Origin of the sequence: uncultured Oceanicoccus sp. (assembly GCF_963968385.1) — a bacterium.
GTDB lineage: Bacteria > Pseudomonadota > Gammaproteobacteria > Pseudomonadales > Dasaniaceae > Oceanicoccus.
This window is the reverse complement of sequence record NZ_CAXAHB010000032.1, coordinates 1-21,220: the sequence shown is the minus strand read 5'-3', so window position 1 is coordinate 21,220 and position 21,220 is coordinate 1. Positions and strand designations below refer to the sequence as shown.

Annotated in this window: 21 protein-coding genes; 5 read left to right on the top strand and 16 right to left on the bottom strand. The window is 48.3% G+C overall.

The annotated features are described in order from the left end of the window. Nucleotides 1-68: 68 nt before the first annotated feature. The 5 genes from miaA to AACP44_RS05050 form a co-directional block, all read right to left on the bottom strand. Nucleotides 69-1,067, bottom strand: coding sequence for a tRNA (adenosine(37)-N6)-dimethylallyltransferase MiaA (gene miaA, locus AACP44_RS05070; RefSeq protein WP_339339395.1), 999 nt, complete (start codon nt 1,065-1,067; stop codon nt 69-71). Nucleotides 1,068-1,248: 181 nt separating this feature from the next. Continuing rightward, a complete protein-coding gene (gene mutL, locus AACP44_RS05065) occupies nt 1,249-3,081 on the bottom strand; it encodes a DNA mismatch repair endonuclease MutL (RefSeq protein ID WP_339339394.1) in 1,833 nt (610 codons plus the stop codon). A gap of 9 nt (nt 3,082-3,090) precedes the next feature. Then, entirely contained in the window at nt 3,091-4,428 is a 1,338-nt protein-coding gene (locus AACP44_RS05060) for an N-acetylmuramoyl-L-alanine amidase (RefSeq protein ID WP_339339393.1), read from the bottom strand. A gap of 63 nt (nt 4,429-4,491) precedes the next feature. Continuing rightward, nucleotides 4,492-4,959: a tRNA (adenosine(37)-N6)-threonylcarbamoyltransferase complex ATPase subunit type 1 TsaE gene (gene tsaE / locus AACP44_RS05055; protein WP_339339392.1), complete on the bottom strand. Its 468-nt coding sequence runs from the start codon at nt 4,957-4,959 to the stop codon at nt 4,492-4,494. 6 nt (nt 4,960-4,965) lie between these two features. Next, nucleotides 4,966-6,486, bottom strand: coding sequence for an NAD(P)H-hydrate dehydratase (locus AACP44_RS05050; RefSeq protein ID WP_339339391.1), 1,521 nt, complete (start codon nt 6,484-6,486; stop codon nt 4,966-4,968). A 94-nt stretch (nt 6,487-6,580) separates the two neighbouring features. Here AACP44_RS05050 and queG point away from each other — a divergent pair, with 94 nt between their 5' ends. After that, entirely contained in the window at nt 6,581-7,681 is a 1,101-nt protein-coding gene (gene queG, locus AACP44_RS05045; protein WP_339339390.1) for a tRNA epoxyqueuosine(34) reductase QueG, read from the top strand. A 54-nt stretch (nt 7,682-7,735) separates the two neighbouring features. On the opposite strand, the gene orn is transcribed toward queG, so the two are convergent. Further along, nucleotides 7,736-8,293, bottom strand: coding sequence for an oligoribonuclease (gene orn, locus AACP44_RS05040; RefSeq protein WP_339339389.1), 558 nt, complete (start codon nt 8,291-8,293; stop codon nt 7,736-7,738). 125 nt (nt 8,294-8,418) lie between these two features. Between orn and rsgA the strand changes: the two genes are divergently transcribed. The 4 genes from rsgA (at nt 8,419) to AACP44_RS05020 (ending at nt 12,021) form a co-directional block, all read left to right on the top strand. Next, on the top strand, nt 8,419-9,441 hold the full coding sequence (gene rsgA, locus AACP44_RS05035; protein WP_339339388.1) for a small ribosomal subunit biogenesis GTPase RsgA: 1,023 nt from the start codon (nt 8,419-8,421) through the stop codon (nt 9,439-9,441). A 91-nt stretch (nt 9,442-9,532) separates the two neighbouring features. Further along, nucleotides 9,533-10,357 (top strand): rhodanese-like domain-containing protein, encoded by an 825-nt coding sequence (locus AACP44_RS05030; RefSeq protein WP_339339387.1) that lies wholly within the window; start codon nt 9,533-9,535, stop codon nt 10,355-10,357. A 17-nt stretch (nt 10,358-10,374) separates the two neighbouring features. Further along, entirely contained in the window at nt 10,375-11,229 is an 855-nt protein-coding gene (gene asd, locus AACP44_RS05025; RefSeq protein ID WP_339339386.1) for an archaetidylserine decarboxylase, read from the top strand. 18 nt (nt 11,230-11,247) lie between these two features. Further along, the gene (locus AACP44_RS05020; protein WP_339339385.1) at nt 11,248-12,021 is read left to right on the top strand and encodes a TSUP family transporter; all 774 of its coding nucleotides are present in this window, start codon (nt 11,248-11,250) and stop codon (nt 12,019-12,021) included. Between the two features lie 7 nt (nt 12,022-12,028). On the opposite strand, the gene AACP44_RS05015 is transcribed toward AACP44_RS05020, so the two are convergent. The 10 genes from AACP44_RS05015 to AACP44_RS04970 all read right to left on the bottom strand — a co-directional run bounded on the left by AACP44_RS05015 (nt 12,029) and on the right by AACP44_RS04970 (nt 21,059). After that, complete coding sequence (locus AACP44_RS05015; RefSeq protein ID WP_339339384.1) at nt 12,029-12,937, bottom strand: choline/ethanolamine kinase family protein; 909 nt, start codon at nt 12,935-12,937, stop codon at nt 12,029-12,031. After that, nucleotides 12,930-13,511, bottom strand: coding sequence for a nicotinamide riboside transporter PnuC (pnuC, locus tag AACP44_RS05010; RefSeq protein WP_339339383.1), 582 nt, complete (start codon nt 13,509-13,511; stop codon nt 12,930-12,932). The genes AACP44_RS05015 and pnuC overlap by 8 nt, the downstream gene beginning before the upstream one ends. Before the next feature lie 157 nt (nt 13,512-13,668). After that, the gene (gene trpC / locus AACP44_RS05005) at nt 13,669-14,463 is read right to left on the bottom strand and encodes an indole-3-glycerol phosphate synthase TrpC (RefSeq protein WP_339339382.1); all 795 of its coding nucleotides are present in this window, start codon (nt 14,461-14,463) and stop codon (nt 13,669-13,671) included. Between the two features lie 7 nt (nt 14,464-14,470). Further along, nucleotides 14,471-15,496 carry an anthranilate phosphoribosyltransferase gene (trpD, locus tag AACP44_RS05000; protein ID WP_339339381.1) on the bottom strand — a complete coding sequence of 342 codons (1,026 nt, stop codon included), beginning with the start codon at nt 15,494-15,496 and terminating at the stop codon, nt 14,471-14,473. Nucleotides 15,497-15,499: 3 nt separating this feature from the next. Then, on the bottom strand, nt 15,500-16,078 hold the full coding sequence (locus tag AACP44_RS04995; protein ID WP_339339380.1) for an aminodeoxychorismate/anthranilate synthase component II: 579 nt from the start codon (nt 16,076-16,078) through the stop codon (nt 15,500-15,502). After that, nucleotides 16,078-17,571, bottom strand: a complete 1,494-nt coding sequence (gene trpE / locus AACP44_RS04990; RefSeq protein WP_339339379.1) for an anthranilate synthase component I — start codon at nt 17,569-17,571, stop codon at nt 16,078-16,080. Before trpE ends, AACP44_RS04995 begins: the two co-directional genes overlap by 1 nt. 293 nt (nt 17,572-17,864) lie before the next feature. Further along, nucleotides 17,865-18,548, bottom strand: a complete 684-nt coding sequence (locus AACP44_RS04985; RefSeq protein WP_339339378.1) for a phosphoglycolate phosphatase — start codon at nt 18,546-18,548, stop codon at nt 17,865-17,867. Continuing rightward, entirely contained in the window at nt 18,538-19,209 is a 672-nt protein-coding gene (rpe, locus tag AACP44_RS04980) for a ribulose-phosphate 3-epimerase (protein ID WP_339339377.1), read from the bottom strand. Before rpe ends, AACP44_RS04985 begins: the two co-directional genes overlap by 11 nt. A 144-nt stretch (nt 19,210-19,353) precedes the next feature. Beyond that, nucleotides 19,354-20,034: an N-acetylmuramate alpha-1-phosphate uridylyltransferase MurU gene (gene murU, locus AACP44_RS04975; protein WP_339339376.1), complete on the bottom strand. Its 681-nt coding sequence runs from the start codon at nt 20,032-20,034 to the stop codon at nt 19,354-19,356. Beyond that, the gene (locus AACP44_RS04970) at nt 20,031-21,059 is read right to left on the bottom strand and encodes a phosphotransferase (protein ID WP_339339375.1); all 1,029 of its coding nucleotides are present in this window, start codon (nt 21,057-21,059) and stop codon (nt 20,031-20,033) included. The genes murU and AACP44_RS04970 overlap by 4 nt, the downstream gene beginning before the upstream one ends. Nucleotides 21,060-21,220: the final 161 nt, after the last annotated feature.

Below are 21,220 nucleotides of genomic sequence, written 5' to 3'. Positions count from 1 at the left end.
ACGGCAAATATACGGCAAATCAGTACTGATAGATTTTAAACATAGCCATTATAGTCCAAATCATGGCCTTAGGTAGCAAAGCGGCGAAGATATTTCAACGCCAATGCCAGTGGCGGCCGGCCTTCCAAGCCCGCCATATGGGCGGCTGTGGCTTCGCTGCTGATTAATAAGCCTTGCTCATCGGTATGTAACCAGTGCAATGCATCCCAACTATTAAGCCAAGTAAACTGACGTTTGGCTAATTGCCGGGTAGCGATAATACCGCGCTCAATCATTGCTGCTCGGTCCAGCTCACCATCGAGGTATTGCCACATTTGTCGGTAGCCGACCGCTCTCATTGATGGTAAATCCAAATGCAGACCCTCACGCTGACGCAATGCTATGACCTCGTCTTCAAAACCTTGGGCCAACATTTGATGAAATCTTTGTTCGATCCGGCGGTGCAATATGGCTCTGTCCAGCGGTGCCAGAGCCAACTGAATAACATCATAAGGCAAAGCGCTTTGCTGCTGTTGCTGATGATGCTCGGTCATGGGGATACCCGTAGCGCGATAGATCTCAAGACTGCGCTCAATGCGCTGAGAATGGTTGGGATGAATACGCGCCGCGGACTCAGGATCAACTTCGGCCAATTGCGCATGAACATAGGGCCAACCATGCTGTTTCGCATCCTGCTCGATGCGCTCACGAATACTGGCATCGGCTGCCGGCATCTCCGCCATACCGTCAATCAGCGCCTTAAAATACAACATGGTGCCGCCCACTAACAGCGGGATATTGCCCCGCGCGGTTATCTCGGCCATTTCACGCAGGGCATCAGCACGAAACTCGGCCGCAGAATAACGCTGGGTAACATCAAGCTTATTGATTAAACGATGCGGGGCCAACGCCAATTCCTGCGCCGACGGTTTGGCTGAACCGATATCCATATCGCGATAAATCAGCGCAGAATCGACACTGATAATTTCACAGCGTAGCTGCTGGCACAGCTGTATCGCCAAATCTGTTTTACCAGAGGCAGTCGGGCCCATTAAAAATATGGCGGGAGGTAAAACGTTGCTGGTCATGGGTGCCTATTGGTTTAAGACTATGGTTGTCAATCACAAGTTGATCGCAACGCCATAGTAAAAACCATTGGCTGCGAAAACTTATACGCAAAATAAAACAGTCATTACCTCTCAAATAAAGCTATCACTATTAAAGCTGTTCACAGTGCGTAACTCAAACCTATGCAGCTCAATGATTAATCTACTGGCCACGCAGAAATAACTTATCTAACTCGTCCAAAGACATTTGTGTCCAGGTGGGTCGGCCATGGTTACATTGCCCGCTGCGTTCGGTTGCTTCCATATCCCGCAATAAAGCGTTCATTTCAGGAATGGTTAAACGGCGATTGGCGCGAATAGAACCATGACAGGCCATGGTCGATAGAATTTCATTGATATGGGACTGAATGCGATCAGTGCTGCCATGCTCGATCAGATCTGATAATACATCTCGCACCAATTGTTCGACATCACTGCCTTGCAAAATAATTGGCACTTCTCTAATCATTAAAGATTCAGGGCCGGCACGTTCCAGTCTCAATCCCAAGCTGGCAAAGAGATCGGCATGTTCATCAACATAATCCGCTTCACGTTGACTGACCGCCATTGACTCGGGGACTAATAAAGGTTGGGTTTGAATACCCTCGCCTTCGCGGGAATTTTTCATCCGCTCATAGGTAATGCGTTCATGGGCGGCATGCATATCGACCAACACCAAACCTTGCTCATTCTCAGCGAGAATATAAATACCCTTTAGCTGTGCCAGTGCATAGCCCAAGGGTGGAATCTCTCCTTCATGCTGCATGGGTGCTGGTGCCGGCATAATTGCACCGCGATCATGGCTAGTGGTTTTGCCGCCACTATAAATCGAATGATAGCCGGCCAGCTGTTTTTGCACCTGTTGAGACGATGGCCGATCGCCGCCATCAGGTCGCAGGTTAATAGTTTCTTGCTGTTGGAACTCTCCACCACTAATGCCGGTGGCCGGCGCTTGCTCCGCATTTAGCATGGTTGGAGCTAGCTGATCTTCCGGACGCACTTCGGCCAAGAGGTGATGCAAACTGCGAAATAGAAAATTATGTACCGTTCGACCATCACGAAAACGCACCTCGTGCTTCGTCGGGTGCACATTAACATCCACATTCGAAGGATCTAATTCAAGATATAAAACAAACGCGGGATGGCGGCCATGAAATAATACATCACGATAGGCTTGACGCACCGCATGACTGACCAACTTATCGCGAATGACGCGACCATTGACAAAAAAGTGTTGCAGGTCACTCTGGCTGCGGGAAAAAGTCGGCAACGCCACCCACCCCCATAAACGCAAACCCGCCGCCTCGGTATCAATATGCAATGTATGTTGCATAAAAGCGGGACCGCAAACCGATGCGACTCTACGCTCGCGTTCTAACTGGCTGCTGCAAGGCTTTAAAGCATGAATCGCTTTGCCGTTATGGTTTAAATAAAAACCGACATCAAAACGGCTAAGCGATTGACGTTTAATCACTTCTTCCAAATGACCAAACTCGGTTTTTTCTGTGCGCAGAAATTTTCTTCGCGCCGGGGTGTTAAAAAACAAATCCCGCACTTCGGCCGTGGTACCTTGCGGATGCGGTGCAGGACTAACGTCCACCGTCATATCACGGCCTTCCGATTGCGCTTTCCAGCCAGGGCCTTGCTCAGCGGTATTCGACAACATGGTTAAACGCGATACCGAGCTGATACTCGCCAACGCCTCACCTCGAAAACCCAGAGTGCCAACTTTTTCCAAATCTTCTAGCTCAATAATTTTACTGGTTGCGTGACGACTTAGCGCCAAGGCCATATCGTCCTGCTCAATGCCGCCGCCATTATCGCGCACACGCATTAATTTAACGCCACCGGCTTCGATATCGACATCAATCCGAGTGGCACCAGCATCCATACTGTTTTCTACTAATTCTTTAATTACAGAGGCAGGGCGTTCCACCACTTCACCAGCGGCAATTTGGTTGGCCAGTCTTGGACTAAGCAGTTTTATTTTTGACATAACGCCTTATCAGGAGGAGGGAATAACAATACGTTGGCCAACTTTGATCACACTGGTAGCCAAATCATTTTCTCGTTGAATAGCATTAACCGATACCTGAAAACGCTTGGCAATACCGGAAAGTGTATCACCACGAGCAACTACATAGTTAATGGTTTTATCTCGCTGACGCTTTTGCCAGGCCAAGTAAGTGTCCGGCGGCGGACTATGGGAAAAATACTTAACAATGCCATTAAAGATAGCTCGCGACATTTTTCGCTGATAGGCTTTTGACTTCAGTTTTTTCGATTCAGCGGGGTTGGAAATAAAACCGGTTTCAACCAGTATTGATGGCACATCGGCCGAACGCAGCACGGAGAAATTAGCCAGTTCCACTTTCTTACTATGCAAACGGGAAATTTTTCCCATTTCGCCGATCACACCCTTGCCGAGCTGCATACTAATGTCCATGCTCGCACCCATCGACAAGTCCGCCAATACACCGGCCAACACATCATCCTTATCACTTAAACTGACCCCACCGACTAAATCCGAAGTATTGGCATCATCAGCTAATGCCTGTGCCATTGCACTGGTGGCACCTCTGCGTGATAGCGCATACACCGATGTGCCATTGGCTCTTGGATCGTGAAAGGCGTCAGCATGAATCGAGACCATTAAATCGGCTTGCGCTTTACGCGCCAGATCGCGACGGGTTTTTAGGCCAATATAGTAGTCGCCGGTTCTTAACATGACTGGCTTGTAGCCTTTTTCTTTTTTAAGTAAATAATTCAGCTCTTTGGCCATTGCCAATACGACGTTTTTTTCACGCAAACGATTAGGGCCACTAGCGCCGGGATCTTCACCGCCGTGACCGGCATCGATAGCAATAACGATGTCGCGCTTTTTACTGTCATTGATATGTTTAACGACTTGCTTGGTCTGCTTTTTATCGTAAAGATCAACAACCAAACGATCGCCTAATTGCTTGCTAGCTTTAAGCAAAAAACTGCGAGGCGTCACTTTGCTATTAACATCCAGTACGACACGCAAATCTTTTTTATCCTTAACTGCGCTGCGCACTTTTGTAATAGGACTATTTTGTAAATCGAGTTTTTTTAGATCGGTTTTTAATGCGGTATTATTAATATCAATCACGATACGATCAGGGCTGGAGAGCTGCATAATTTTATAGCTGGCAGGTGAGGACAAATCCAATACCACCCGAGTATGATCCGGCGCGCGCCATACACGAATATCATTCACCTTGGCGGCAAACACCTCAGAGCAATACAACACCTGACTGCAAAGCACCAGTAGCATGGCCTGCATAAAGCGCAGATTGGGGTGTAATACTCGATTCAACATGTTCACTTTTTAGTGGTTGTCTTTATTGTCTGTTAACTAAAACAACAAACAATATCAGCTTCATTATAGATGGAGTTGGCCTAATACGCCTTCCCCAGCCGAAGTATTAGCGCTAACGGTCACCTCTCTTCCTCCGGTTATTACATTTATTCTAATCACCAAATCCGCCGTAGGTAAAAACATCCGGCCCTTTTCTGGCCACTCGACCAAACACAGGGTTTTATCATCGGCAAAATAATCGCGTATACCCATATATTCCAACTCTTGCGGATCACCCAAGCGGTATAAATCAAAATGATAGACTTGGGCATCATTAAACTCATAGGGTTCCACCAAGGTATAAGTCGGACTTTTAACCGCATGCTGATGACCATAGGATTGCAATATGCCACGGCTGAGGGTGGTTTTGCCCATACCCAAATCACCCTCAAGGAACACCACCAGTTTTTTTTGCTGACAGGCCTTACCTAGCACGACGCCAAAGGCCACCATGGCCTCTTCACCGATTAACTGTTGTGACAGGGAAATCATAGATCGCTAAACCGTTGGATTCATCAGCGTTCGAAGATGCGGCAGCAAATCGGTAGCTATCATGCCACGCTGACCACCCATCGCCGCCCGATCGCCGGCAACGGCATGCAGGCAAACACCTAGTCGAGCTGCGCTGGCAGGACTAAAACCCTGAGCCAGTAAAGCACCCAATACACCAGTTAAAATATCACCCATGCCACCGGCAGCCATACCGGGGTTGCCATAAGTGCATAAAGCGACTTGATCGCTTTCACCATCGGCCACCAGAGTCCCTGCCCCTTTTAAAATCACGGTTCCACCATAGCGTTGCTGTAAGGCTGTGACCGCGGCAAAGCGATCTTGCTGAATCTCAGCTGTAGAGCAACCCAATAAACGAGCCGCTTCGCCGGGATGAGGCGTCAAAATCCAGTTATCTCTTTGACGAGTTTTGACTGCGCGGCCAGCGGCAAGTAGATTCAATGCATCGGCATCAACCACCAGCGGCACGGTTAATGCGGCTACTTTTTGCAGTAATTGTTCTGCCCATGCACCCTGCCCCAAGCCCGGACCGACCACCACCACCGAGGCAGAGCTTAATAAAGGTTCGATTTCCTGACCCGAGATAACCCCATGAGCCATCACCTCAGGGCAGCGGCTGACAATGGCGGCAATATGTTCAGGGCGGGTAGCACAGGAAACCAGTCCGGCGCCGACTCGGCAGGCCGCCTGCGACGCCATGGCCACAGCGCCGGCCATACCGGCAGCGCCGCCGGTGACCATCACATGGCCGAAATGTCCCTTATGGGCAGAAGCTTGTCTTTTGGGCAACCTAGCCAATAGCTCTGACAAAACCAGCCGTTCGCTATTGTTAGCTACCTGCTGAAAAACCGTTGCAGGCACCGACAAATCATGGAAATGCACAGCTCCAGCATAATCAGGTCCGGATCCGGTCAAAAGTCCCTGCTTCAATCCAATAAAACTGACCGTATGGTCGGCTGATACCGCACTACCCAGCACACGACCGGTATCACTGCATAGACCAGAGGGAATATCCATAGCCAACACCGGTAATGCACAGCAATTAATAACCGCAATCGCCTCTGCCGCCACGCCACGCACATCGCCACTTAACCCTGTGCCTAACAGCGAATCCACGATCACACCCTGCTCCAACTGCAAATTGGGAGAAAATTTAATCATGGTGACGCCATCTTGCAGCGCATGCTGTTTAGCTTGCAACGCATCGCCAGAAATTTTTGCCGCATCGCCGCACTCAATAAGCTCAACATCAATCCCGCGCTGGCGCGCCAGACTGGCCATGGCATAACCGTCACCGCCGTTATTGCCCGCACCGCAGAAAATAATTAATCGGCCCAGTTCAGGATACTGGGCCAACAACACGTCAAAAGCGGCTTTTGCAGCCCGACGCATCAGAGTAAAACCGGAAATATCGTGTTGATCAATAGCGATACGATCCAGCTCACGAACCTGTTCGGCACGGTATAAAAGTGCAGGCAAATTGTTATTATTGGCGATCGTTCTATCCATCTATCTAACTCTATTACTCAGTGAAATTATCGGTTGGGCTGTTAATCTGTCAAACTAGCAACCCTTATTATAATTGAAGCTACCGCTAACTACGATGACCAATCACCACGATCACAATCCTGACGAGATCACTAGCAGCGATCTTTCTTTGTTGATGACGCAAATTCGTCAGTGGGGTCAAGAGCTGGGGTTTCAGCAAATAGGGATTAGTGATATTGATCTCGATCAACCCCGCCAACACCTGCAACGCTGGCTGGAGAAAAATTTCCACGGCGATATGCAGTATATGGCCAGTCATGGCGAGAAACGCTCGCGACCCGAACAGCTATTACCCGGCACTTTACGAGTATTAAGTGCGCGGATGGACTATCTGCCGGATACAGATGATATGGCAGAGGTGTTGGCCGACAGCCATAAAGCCTATATTTCCCGCTATGCCCTTGGCCGCGACTATCACAAGCTTATGCGCAAACGGCTGGCGCTGCTGGCAGAAAAAATTGCTGCTGTGGCAGGGCAACATAATCATCGCGCTTTTGTAGATAGTGCGCCGGTGTTAGAAAGAGCATTGGCAGAAAAAGCCGGCCTTGGCTGGATTGGCAAAAACACCATGCTGATTAATCCGAAAGCCGGATCATGGTTTTTTCTCGGTGAAATTTATACCGACCTGCCGCTACCGTTGGATCCACCCCAGCAAACCATGCATTGCGGCACTTGCACTGCCTGTCTGGACGATTGCCCCACCGGCGCTATTGTTGCCCCCAATCAAGTGGATGCGCGGCGCTGTATTTCCTATCTAACCATTGAACTGAGGGAAAGTATTCCACTTGAGCTAAGGCCATTAATGGGTAATCGCATTTATGGCTGTGATGACTGCCAACTGGTCTGCCCCTGGAATAAATTTTCCGAACCGACACGGGAAGCCGACTTTCAACCTCGTCACAATCTGCAAGCTTCAGAATTAATCGAACTGTTTCGCTGGACTGAAGAAGAATTTCTCAGCCGGACTGCAGGCTCCGCGATTCGGCGAATTGGTTATGAATGCTGGCTGAGAAATATTGCTGTAGCACTGGGCAATGCCACCCACTCCGACCAAGTGGTGGCAGCGCTACAAGAGAAAACCGGCCACTCCTCGGCGCTGGTTCGGGAACACACTGAATGGGCCTTAACACGGCAGCATCAAGCAACCGACTGTTGATAATCATTGAACAAAGCCCTTTGCCTGATAACGGCAGCCACCTGATACATCGGACTAAACTTTGATAAAGACTTCGCGATAATATTTTAATTCTTCAATCGATTCACGAATATCATCCAACGCCAAATGCGCACCTTGCTTGCTAACACCGCTCATTAATTCAGGCCGCCAGCGACGCATTAACTCCTTTAAGGTACTGACATCCAAATTGCGGTAGTGAAAATAAGCTTCTAACTGCGGCATATACTTCACCAGAAAGCGGCGATCCTGACCAATGCTATTGCCGCAGATCGGCGATGCACCCTCGGGCACATGCTGGCGTAAAAACTCAATGGTTTTTGCTTCGGCTTCAGCCACGCTGATCTGACTTTGCTGAACCCGCTTGGTGAGACCGGAACGGCCATGGTGGGTGGTATTCCATTCATCCATCGCCATAAGTATTTCGTCACTCTGGTGAATCGCGAACACCGGCCCTTCGGCAAGGGTATTGAGCTCTGAATCGGTGACAATGGTGGCTATTTCAATAATATGATCAACCTCGGGATTCAAGCCGGTCATCTCAAGGTCAATCCAGATCAGGTTAAGTGCTTTATTATTAGCAGTGTCAGACATAAAAAATTCCATAAAACACCCGAATATCGGGCTAAATAAACGGTAAGTGTAGCAAAATTGCCTGCTTCTCTTAATAATAGGCACACTATTACCGAATAAAATGATTTTATCTACTATGTCAAAATATGTCGAAACGTAAACTCACCCGGCGTCAGGCTTGGCGGGTCAAAAAGATCCAGCATGAACGCAGCGAGCGAGCCAGTAAAAAGGCGGACTTTGTCGACCAGCAATTAAGCGAAGGCGCACTGGGGGATGAGCAGCAAGGTTTGGTGATTGCCCATTATGGCAGTCAGGTCGATGTTGAATGTCAGCAAGGCAATGATGCCGGCAAAATCTTTCGCTGCCACCTGCGCGCTAATTTAGACACTCTGGTCACTGGCGATCGTGTTATCTGGCGAGCGGGTAATCCAACCGGCGTGATTGTGGCCAACCAAGCTAGAGCAAGCGAGCTATCGCGACCGGATATCCATGGGCAATTACGGCCCGTAGCCGCCAATATCGATTACATCGTCATCGTGCTGGCACCACGGCCAGAACCCCACGCCAATTTAATTGATCGTTATTTGGTAGCAGCAGAATCGGTGGGGATAGAGCCACTTATCCTGTTAAATAAAGTCGATTTAATCGATGACAGCAACCGCGCCCAACTCGAGCAACTTTTATCTATTTATCCAGATATCGGCTATCAGGTGTTACAGGCTTCCACTCAAACTATGGATGGCCTATCAGCATTAAAAACCGTGCTAAAAAACCGTACCAGTGTTTTTGTGGGGCAATCCGGCGTTGGCAAATCCTCATTAATTAATGCGCTGTTGCCCGGTGTTGATAGTAAAGTGGGGGCATTATCCAAAGCGCATGACAAAGGCACCCACACCACCACCACTGCCAAATTGTTTCACTTTCCCGACGGTGGCGATTTAGTCGATTCCCCCGGCATTCGAGAATTCGGCTTATGGCATATGCAACGACAACAGGTGCTAGAAGGCTTTGTAGAGTTTCGCCCCTATCTAGGTCACTGTAAATTTCGCGACTGCCAACATCAGTCCGAGCCGGGTTGCGCATTGCTAGCCGCTGTTGAGCAAGGAAAAATTACCCAGCGCCGCTTGGCCAGTTTTGAATCGATCGCTAATTCGCTGGAACAGCTTTAAACCGATAGACGGTCAAACCTTTGCCAACCATTTTGTAGTACACTGCCTCGCAAACCGTTAAGCAATCACGATAGCAAACCCGAGAACAATCATGTCGACCTCATTACCTCTATTACTCGAGGCAGAACAACTTGCCGAGCTACTGAACTCAGGCGAGCATCCACTATTAATTTTGGATACCAGCAGCGCTGACAATCATGCCAAACATCATATACCCAGCGCTATTCATATCGAGCCAAAAGCGCTGCAATGCGGTACAGCGCCAACGCCTGGCAAACTACCCTCCGTTGCGCAACTGACTGAATTATTTTCCCGTGTTGGCCTAACTCCGAATCAACATATTATTGCCTATGACGACGAAGGCGGCGGCTGGGCTGGTCGTCTAATCTGGACGCTGGATGTGCTGGGCCACCGTCATTACTCCTATCTCAATGGTGGACTGCATGCCTGGGTTAATGAAGGGCATCCACTAGAAACTACTATCAATCAGAATACCCCCAGCAATTTTGCTGTCACCATCGATCAAAATCCTATTGCCGAAGTTGAAGATATTGTGGCAAGGCTTGGCGACGATGACTTCGCTATTTGGGATGCCCGCTCCGCCGGCGAATATGATGGCAGCAAAGTATTAGCCAAACGCGGCGGCCATATTCCCGGAGCGGTTAATCTGGATTGGTTGGAACTGATGGATCGCGATCGCAATATGCGCTTGGTCGATCTCGAACTATTACAGCAGCGCTTAAATTCGCTGGGACTTAGCCAAGACAAACACATTGTTACCCACTGCCAAACTCACCATCGTTCTGGCTTAAGCTATCTAGCGATGAAAGTCTTGGGCTACCAAAAGATTAAAGGCTACCACGGCTCATGGTCTGAGTGGGGTAACCGTGAAGATACACCCATCGCCAACGATTAATGATGAGATCAAACAACATGAATATTTTATTTATTATTTTTCAATATATTGTTCCACAGCATATACTGTCGCGCGCTGTCGGCTGGTTCGCCGAGTGCGAGTGGCCGTGGATCAAAAATAAATTTATTCAATGGTTTATTGGTCGCTATCAGGTCAATATGGATGAGGCTGCCGAGCCGGATCCGTTTAACTATAAAAATTTTAATGCTTTTTTTACCCGCGAACTCACAGCACAGGCTCGGCCAATTACCGATGCCGACAACAGTATTGCCTGCCCCGCCGATGGCGCTATCAGCCAGTTGGGCGATATTAAAAATGGCAGAATTTTTCAGGCCAAAGGACAAAGCTATTCGCTGGAAGAATTAGTTGGCGGCGACAAAGATATGGCCAAACCGTTTTATGGCGGCAAGTTTGCTACGGTTTATTTATCACCCAAAGATTATCATCGGGTGCATATGCCGTTAACGGGCAAACTAAAAACTATGGCCTATGTGCCTGGCGATTTATTTTCCGTCAACACCACCACGGCAGAAAATGTACCCCGATTATTTTCTCGCAATGAACGTGCTGTCTGTATCTTTGAAACCGAAGCAGGACCGATGGCGGTTATTCTTGTCGGCGCGATGATTGTTGCCGGCATTGAAACCGTTTGGGCCGGTCAAGTAGCGCCGATCAAACGGGAAATTCGCATACAAAATTACCTCGCCGAACAAAAACCGATTACCCTAAATAAAGGTGAAGAGATGGGGCGCTTTAAATTAGGCTCTACCGCTATTGTATTATTTGGTCCCGATGCGATTGCCTGGCGCGACAATCTTCAGGCAGGCACACCTACAACAATGGGCGAATTGTTTGGCACACTTAACCCGTGATAGCAGTTTTGATCGACCATGCATGATCTTCTGTGGCATCAATATGGCTTGATCGCGATTATCTTTATATGGAGCGGCGTTGTTCGCTCCGGGCTGGGTTTTGGTGGCGCAGTTTTTTCATTGCCCTTTCTGTTAATGATCGTCAATGACCCATTAATTTGGCTGCCATTGATTTCAGTACACCTGCTATTCTTCTCTGCGCTAACGGTTATCAAAAACCATAAGAAATCTAGCAATACTGATAACCCTATTGCCAGCACCATTAACTGGCAATACCTACGCTATGCCCTCGCAGTCATTATCATCCCCAAAATAATCGGTGTATTCGGCCTGATCACACTGGCACCTGAACTGCTTAGCGGCATTATTTTTATGATCATCGCGGTATATTCCACCACTTATATCTTTAACAAAGCCTTTAGCAGCAAAAACAAATATCTGGATATTATCTTCTTAATGCTGGGCGGCTATATCAGCGGCACCTCATTGATTGGTGCGCCACTGATTATCGCGGTACTGGCCAATCATATTGATCGTCACCAACTGCGTGATAGCTTATTTGTGCTCTGGTTTGTTTTAGTCTCGATCAAGATGGCGGCATTTATCTATGTGGGTATTGATCTGCAATTAATTCACCATCTATGGTTATTACCCGCAGCTGGTATCGGTCATATAATTGGCCTGCGCATTCACGACAGCATGCTGACTGCCGACCCAAAAAACTTTTATCGCGGATTGGGGCTGATACTTTTTGCGCTGAGCGTCTTTGGTCTATGGCGCAACTTTTATTAACTGTGGGCTATAGCGCCGCCGCCAACCGCTGCTGCAAACAATGTAGACGGTGCTTATAATCCTGATGAGTGATCAGCGCAGAATCGGTGGCGATTTTCACCGCATACCAAAGTGCCGATAAATAACAACTGATTATTCGATTGCTATAAAGACGCGTTACATCTTCTCTGGAAGGTTTACTACCCAAATAGCTTTGCAACAAGTACTGTGCTTCGGATGGGTTTAATTGATGCTCTTCAACAATCACTGCCAGATCAAAAAAAGCATCGCCCATGGCGGCATATTCCCAATCCAGCGCATGAAGTTTACCGTCGTTGCCAAGCAATAGATTTTCAATCGTCAAATCATTGTGGCATAACACCGGATCGCTGTTTCGCTGGCTGGCCTGAGCAATATAATTATCTATTTGCGGTTTTAGCGACTGTAAACTTTGCGTCAGCTCGCAATCGTCAGCAAGCTGTCGCCAGTAGTAGTCAGCTTTTTTGCCCACATCAAGAAAATTATTGATCGACTGAAAACCATGAATCGCCTTGAGCAAATTCGCCAAACGGTAAATGCCCTCAGGACTTCGAGAATCAGATCGTTGCCATTGCCGACCCTCAATATAGCGAGTGACCAAATAACCCTGGTCAGGATCACAATAAACCAACTGCAAACCGATATCGGTGGCGGAAACATTCACTAACACCTGCGCTTCGATATCACGTTGTAAATCCAAAGCCCGACTATCGACACCATTGATACGCACCACAAAATATTCACCGCCTGATGCCACCAGATAACTGTGATTGGTTAAGCCGCCCACCAACGGTTTTATCAAGCTTGGCTGTTGCTCACACCAACTGCGCCAATCCTGCAAAATCGTGTTGATATCAGGGGGCTCGGGAAGATGATTAACCGTGGTTGATTCAGACATGTACCTGTCGTAAAGACTGTTGCTGGTAGCGTGAAAGCCATTGGAAAAAACCGCCAATAGCAATAATAACGTAAAGCACAAACAGCATCGCTGTTAGATATAAGCCCTTATCAATATAGAGAAAGATCGATACGCTATCTATCACTATCCAGTACAGCCAATTTTCCAGCACCTTACGGGCAACCATATAAGTGGTAACAACCGCGCTCCAGGTGGTAAAAGAATCGATATAGGGCCATGCCGCGGCGGTGTTCGCTGACAAAAGATAACCGCTAATCCATGTCAATATCAGCACCAAGCCAATAACAACGGTATGCTGACCTAAAGACCAAGTAGCAATTGGCGCCTGATTATTGTGCTGCTGAAGATTGCGCCACTGCCACCAGCCATAAACGGCCATCACTAGATAGTAGAGCTGCAAAGCAGATTCCATCAGCAAATTAACATCCCAGAACAGGAAGATATAAATCGCCGTACTGGCCAGTGCCGCATACCAACATTCGATACGTTCTTTCACTGCCAACAATAGATAGGCCAAAGCAAGAATAACCGCCACGACCTCTAAGCCTGACATCGCTTGCCAGGCCGTTGTTATTGCTATGCTGATATTATCGAAAGTCATTTTTTAATAATTTGATCGCAAGCTGATTGATAGAGTGAGATTGGCATGGCACCGTTATATTGAGATTAACTCGCAAATAGTCAAACTTATATGCGTTTGCTATTGATCGCTAAAAAAATAATTCGCGTAATTTATCGCCGGGCTGTTCCGCTCGCATAAAGGCCTCGCCGACTAAAAACGCATTAACACCCTGCTCACGCATTGCGGCTATATCTCCAGCAGTATGGATACTGCTTTCTGTCACCACAATGCGATCAGCTGGAATATGGGGCAATAGGTCGAAGGTAGTGTCCAGTGAAGTCTCAAAGGTATTGAGGTCGCGATTATTAATACCCATCAGAGTATTACCTAAGCCCAGGCTGCGATCGAGCTCTTCACGATTATGAACCTCGATTAAGACATCCAAATTGAGTTCTTTGGCGGCCGCATCTAACTCAGCCATTTGTTGATCTTCCAAACAGGCTGCAATTAGCAAAATACAATCGGCGCCAATAGCACGGGCTTCAACCACTTGATAGGGGTCAACGATAAAATCTTTGCGAATAACCGGCAGCGAGCAGGCCTTACGCGCCTGCTGTAAATACGCCTCACTACCCTGAAAAAAATCTTTATCGGTCAGCACCGATAGACAGGCCGCGCCACCTTGTTCATAACTGGCAGCAATAGCCGCAGGGTCAAACGACTCGCGAATAACCCCTTTGCTTGGCGAGGCTTTTTTAGCTTCGGCAATAACGGCCGATTGCCCCGCAGCGAGTTTATCAGCCATAGCCTGAACAAAACCACGACAAGGGCTTTGCGCTTTTATTTGCCGCTGCAAATCACTCATGGAGTTTGTTGCTGAACACTCGGCGATTTCTTCATATTTGCGTTCAACAATTTTTTTTAAAATAGTCGGGGTGCCCATAAAAACTTTAGGCCTCTTTCATGGTTTGCGTGACTTGCGCCAGCTCTTTTAATTTTTCCGCAGCGGTGCCGCTGGCCAATATATCCTGCGCCATGCTGACACCTTGTTCCAGGCTAGTAGCAATATTAGCTGCGTAAATAGCTGCACCGGCGTTAAGGGCAACAATATCACTGGCACCACCTTCAGCGCCTGATAGTAAAGACCGAATCAGCGCCAGACTTTGTTGGGCATCCGCTACTTTTAACTCAGCCAACGAACTTCGCTGCATACCAAACTGTTCTGGCGTAATGGTATATTCGGTAATTTCGCCGTTGTTCAATTCAGCTACAAAGGTTTGATCAGCAATACTGATTTCATCCAAACCATCGGCAGAATGCACCACCAGAATATGTTCACTACCTAAATCTTTTAACACTTCTGCAATCGGCCGAACCCACTGCTTGCTAAAAACACCCAACAATTGATTGGGCACGCCGGCCGGATTGGTAATTGGCCCTAATAAATTAAAGACCGTGCGTGTCGCTAATTCTTTGCGCGGACCGATGGCATGCTTCATGGCACTGTGATGATTTAACGCAAACATAAAACCGACGCCCACGGTATCAACACAGCGAGCAACTTGTTGCGCTGATAAATCTAACCGGACTCCCGCCGCTTCCAATAAATCAGCAGCACCGCTATTAGAACTGACCGAACGATTACCATGCTTGGCCACTTTACCGCCAGCCGCTGCCACCACAAAGGTACTGGCGGTGGAAATATTGAAGGTACTAATACCATCACCACCGGTGCCGACGATATCAACTAAGTGGTCGCCACTTACGGCAACACCTGTCGCTAATTCGCGCATCACGTTAGCCGCCCCAGTAATTTCTGCTACGGTCTCACCCTTGATGCGCAGTGCCACTAAAAAACCAGCGATTTGTGCATCAGTACACTCGCCAGTCATAATCTGCCGCATTACCGCGGTCATTTCGTCGGTGGTTAAGGACTGTCCTGTTATGACTTGTGAAATGGCTGTTTGAATATTCATCGCTCAAGACTCTAAAAAGTTTTGTAGCAGGTCGTGACCATGCTCTGTCAAAATCGATTCTGGGTGAAACTGCACGCCTTCAACCGCAAGGGTTTTATGTCGCACAGCCATAATCTCATCCACTTCGCCGTCTTCCGTTTGTGTCCAAGCAGTAATCTCCAGACAATCGGGTAGCGACTGCTTTTCTATCACCAGAGAATGATAGCGCGTGGCTTCAAAGGGATTGCGCAAACCGGCAAACACACCTTGGTTGTTGTGGTAGATCGGCGAAGTTTTACCATGCATGACCTGACGGGCACGCACAATTTTGCCACCAAATACCTGGCCAATACTTTGATGCCCCAGACAAATACCCAGCACCGGCACTTGACCGGCAAAGTGCTCAATCACCGCCATTGATACGCCGGCTTCGTTTGGCGTGCAAGGGCCCGGTGAAACCACTATGCACTCAGGCTGCAATGCTTTGATTTCATCAATGGTGATTTCATCATTGCGCACCACTTTGACATCTGCGTTTAACTCACCCAGATACTGCACCACGTTATAGGTAAAGGAATCATAGTTATCGATCATTAATAACATTATTGATCACCTCCTTTTTCTTGCACCATTGCAGCGGCGGTAAAAATCGCTCGGGCTTTGTTCATGGTTTCTTTCCACTCTAGCCGTGGCTGTGAATCGGCCACCACACCGGCACCGGCTTGGACATGGAGCTGCTGGTCTTTGATAACAGCAGTTCGGATAGCGATAGCGGTATCCATATTGCCGTGCCATGACAGATAACCCACCGCTCCACCATAAACACCGCGTTTTACCGGTTCAAGTTCGTCGATAATTTCCATGGCGCGAATTTTGGGCGCACCACTTAAGGTGCCCGCCGGCAAGGTTGCGCGCAGTACATCCATCGCGGTTTTACCTTTTTTCAAACGGCCGGTGACATTGGAGACGATATGCATAACGTGAGAGTAGCGCTCTACAATCATTTTATCAGTCAGTTCTACCGTACCAATTTCTGACACCCGACCGGCATCATTGCGACCCAAATCAATCAGCATTAAATGCTCGGCAATTTCTTTGGGATCTTCCAACAGTTCTTTTTCCAAGGCGATATCTTCTTGTTCGTTATGACCGCGGCGACGGGTTCCGGCGATGGGGCGAACATAAACGGTATCGTTTTCTAATCGCGCCAGTATTTCCGGTGATGAACCGACGATATGAAAATCGTCTAGATTAAGAAAATACATATAGGGCGAAGGATTAAGATTGCGAAGTGCTCGGTAAAGATTGATCGGCGCTGAGGCAAAAGGAATGGATAAACGCTGGGAGACAACCACCTGCATAGTATCTCCAGCCAATACGTATTCCTTAATAGTTTCTACCGCTTGTTTAAAATTGTCTTCGCCAAAACTGGAGACAAAATCGGCTTCGCCAAGGGTGTTAGCCGCTGCCTTTTGTATATTAAATTCCGGCAATACCGGTGTAGCCTGCGGCAGTCGCTCAGCCAATTGCTGCAATCGCTGTTCGGCTTTTACCAGCGCATTGGGTTCAGCGGGGTCTGCATGAACAATCAATTTGATGGTGCCGGTCAGATTATCAAATACCAACACTTCGTCGGAGACCATCAACAAAATATCCGGCGTACCAATCATATCCGGCGGTGCGCTGTCTTTAAGTCGTTGCTCGACATAGCGCACGGTATCGTAACCAAAGTAACCGACTAGACCGCCATGAAAGGCAGGCATTTCAGATAGCTCCGGCACCCGATAGCGATTCTGAAAGGCTTCAACAAAGGCCAGAGGATCTTCTAGATCATGGCTTTCTGTGATTTCGCCATCGACAGTGATCACAGCCTGAAAGCCATCAATTTTCAGCACGGTACGGGAAGGCAGACCAATAATGGAATAACGCCCCCACTTCTCGCCGCCCTGCACCGACTCAAAGATGTAGGAATAGGGGCCATCGGCCAGCTTAAGATAGCTGCTCAGGGGGGTATCGAGATCAGCCAACACCTCACGGGCAACCGGTATACGGTTATAGTTTTTGGCTGCCAGATCGGCAAATAATTGGGTATCCATGGTTGGTCCTTAGAGAAAAACGGTTAACAGTAAAAATCAGACAGCGGGCGCCCTGATCGAGTGCGCCACCACAGGTGAGCTACCATCGCCAGCGATTGATCTCGCGCCTACCTGTGCTGGCCTGAACCAGTAGCAGTTGTCTATTTTTTATGTGCATTATTAAAGCTCTTCAGCTGTTTCCGTTTCTCCATGCCCAGAGGTAAAGGCAGGATAGCTAGCATTGTACGCAAGCCAATTGCGTAATAAAAGCCGCTGTTAGGGTAATTTTGGGACTTTGGCGACTGATCTGGCCTTTATTGACTGACAATACTGCCCATAAAGCTTTGCAGCTCGGCTAGCACAAAATCTGGCTCGCTCAATTCAATCGCCTCGCCATGGTTGTAGCCGTAACTCACCGCCGCCACAGCCATGCCCGCCGCTCTGGCTGCACTCACATCCTGTTTGGAATCTCCCACCATCAAACACTGCGAGGGTTCCACACCCAGTAATCGGCAGGCGTAGAATAACGGCTGCGGCGAAGGTTTTCTTTTATGCGTGCATTCACCACCAACCAACACCTTAAAATAACCGCTAATACCTAAACCGGATAATAGCCCCGGCACAAACTCAATAGGCTTGTTAGTCACAATCGCCATAGGTATCTTCTGTCGCTGCAATATTTCCAACGCTTCGCTAACACCCTCATAAAGTCGGCTAGCCTTGCCATTAGATAAGGAATAGTGAAATAAAAATTTCTGATGGACTTGATTGAGTCGTTGCGGCTCAATTTTTTTATCAGTTAATGAAAAGGCTAAAGCACGTTCGACCAGTTTTAGCGCGCCATTGCCTACCCAACCACGCACACGGTCTTCGCCGGGTGCAGAAAAACCTAGCTCAGTAAACGCAGCATCGAGTGCATGGGAAAGATCAGGAACACTATCAACCAGGGTGCCATCCAGATCGAATAACACCGCTTGGGGCTGAATATTATTTAACAAGCGCGAGCTGAGCACGCATTGCAGCAATGGCTTCAGCGTAATCAGGTTTGTTGTAAATGGCTGAGCCTGCAACAAAGGTATCGGCACCGGCTTCGGCAATTTCGCGAATATTATCGGCGGTTACGCCGCCATCAATTTCCAAACGAATATCATGACCACTGGCGTCGATGAGCTCACGCACGGCACGCAGTTTATCCAGTGTGGCAGGAATAAATTTCTGCCCGCCAAAACCGGGGTTGACCGACATCAATAAAATCATATCGACTTTATCCAGCACATACTTTAACGACTCCAGACCCATCGCTGGATTTAATACCAATCCCGATTTACAGCCGGCATCACGAATCATTGCCAGTGAACGATCGACATGGATTGAGGCATCGGGGTGAAAGGTAATATAAGAAGCGCCCGCTTTGGCAAAATCACCAATTAAACCATCAACCGGGCTTACCATCAGATGAACATCAATCGGCGCGGTCACCCCATAATCACGCAGGGCTTTACAGACCATAGGCCCAATCGTCAGGTTGGGCACATAGTGGTTGTCCATCACATCAAAGTGCACGATATCAGCACCCGCCTTTAATACCGCATCGACCTCTTCGCCCAGACGGGCAAAATCTGCAGATAATATTGAGGGAGCTATTAAAAAATCACTCATGGGATGACCTTTCTGGGGTTTTATCATAAAAAGTTATCGTCACTCTAACGGAGCAACCATTCTACTGAAAAGCCATCGGCAAATCACCCTACTGGAAAAGTCATCTAACAGAAACCTGCGCAGATAATCTTATGACCAAACGGATTAGCGGTTGGCTAGTATTTGTTGTTCTAGCTGCTCTAGCCTCTCAGGAGTTCCCACATCAGTCCAAGCACCTTGATGATGCTCCGCGGTCACCCACTGCTCTTTCATAGCTTCGATTAAAGGCTGGCGCAAGGGAAAAGGCCCGCTGGGACAAAAAGCAAATAGCTTGGGGTGCAATAGGCTAATACCGGAATACGTTAGCGCAATCCCGTCGGCACTGTCGCGATCAGGCAATAGACGTCCATTTTGGGTTAATGAAAAATCACCCTGCGGATGGTGTGCGGGACTGGATACCATAACCAGATGTGCTAGCTCAACCGATTGATTGATTAACTGACCGTAATCGTAATCTGTCCAGATATCACCATTGGTTAAAATAAATGGCTGATCGCCTAGCAAGGGCAAGGCATTGGCGATACCTGCACCGGTATTCATCGGCTGCTGCTCTGCAGAGTAGCGAATACTGGCCCCAAATTGGCTGCCATCGCCCAGCGCCGCTTCGATCTGCTCACCCAAGTAGGCATGATTAATAACGATCTCGGTCACCCCCGCCGCCACCAGCGCTTCGATATGATAAACAATCAGCGGCTTGCCGGCACAGAGTAATAATGGCTTGGGGGTATTGTCCGTCAGCGGGCGCATACGCTTGCCAAGACCGGCGGCTAGTATCATCGCTTTCATAGTGATTCCTGTGTTTTGCTTTCTAGCAAAGCCAACAGTTCAGACAATGCCGTTAATTCCGGTCTGCGCTGGGCAACGGTTTTTAGGTAGTCAAAAAAACGGGGCACATCGGTTAAGTAGCGAAATTTACCATCGCGGTAAGCTATGCGAGCAAAAATACCAATAACTTTAAGGTGCCGCTGGGTCGCCATGATATCGCAGTGGCGCTGAAAATCGGTAAACGAATCCGGTACCGGCAAACCCGCCTGCTGCGCCTGAGTCCAATAGACTTGTAACCATTCGGTCACTTTATCCTCCGGCCAACTAATAAAGGCATCTTTAAATAGGCTACTGATATCATAACTGATGGGGCCATAGACGGCATCCTGGAAATCCAATACGCCGACACCAACGCCTTGGTTGACCATTAGATTACGGGGCATAAAATCGCGGTGCACATAGACATTTTGCTGAGGTAATATCTGGCTAATTAGCTGATCAAACAATGACTGCAGTAATTGGCTGCAAGTATCGTCGATAGTCAGGCCCAAGTGACGCTGTAAATACCACTCGGGGAATAAAGCCAGTTCCTGCCTTAATAGCGCCTCATCATAGGGAGGCAATTGATCGGGCTGGCTGCTTAACTGGAATTTAATCAGCGCCTCGATAGCATCGGCAAAATAGTCATCGGCCTGATCGAGATGAAAATCAGCCCGATTCATTACGTCCAGATAAGTCTGCAAACCCAGATCGCTTAACAGTAAAAACCCGCGCGCCAAATCCTGAGCCAGAATCTCTGGCACATGGACACCAGACCGAGCCAGCATGGCCGCCACATTAATAAAGGGACGACAGTCTTCTTTGTCAGGCGGCGCATCCATAGCAATCAGTGAACGGCCATTATGCTGATAACGAAAATAGCGCCTAAAACCGGCATCACTACCAGCGGGCTGGCCTGACAGCTGAACGCCCAACTGCTCGGCCAGCCATTGCTCTAATTGCTGTTGTCGCTGATCCACTGGTGGTTGTGCGGTTTCCAAGGACAAACTCTTGCTCTCTAATGATGATAATTGTATTGCCCGCTATCCAACCCCGAGCATAACCGTTCTATTATGCACCATTGTACCACTGCAATTAATACCAAGCTGTGACACTGGCGATTAACTGTCGTGGCGCGGGCATTCCTATTCATAATGCTTTATTATCC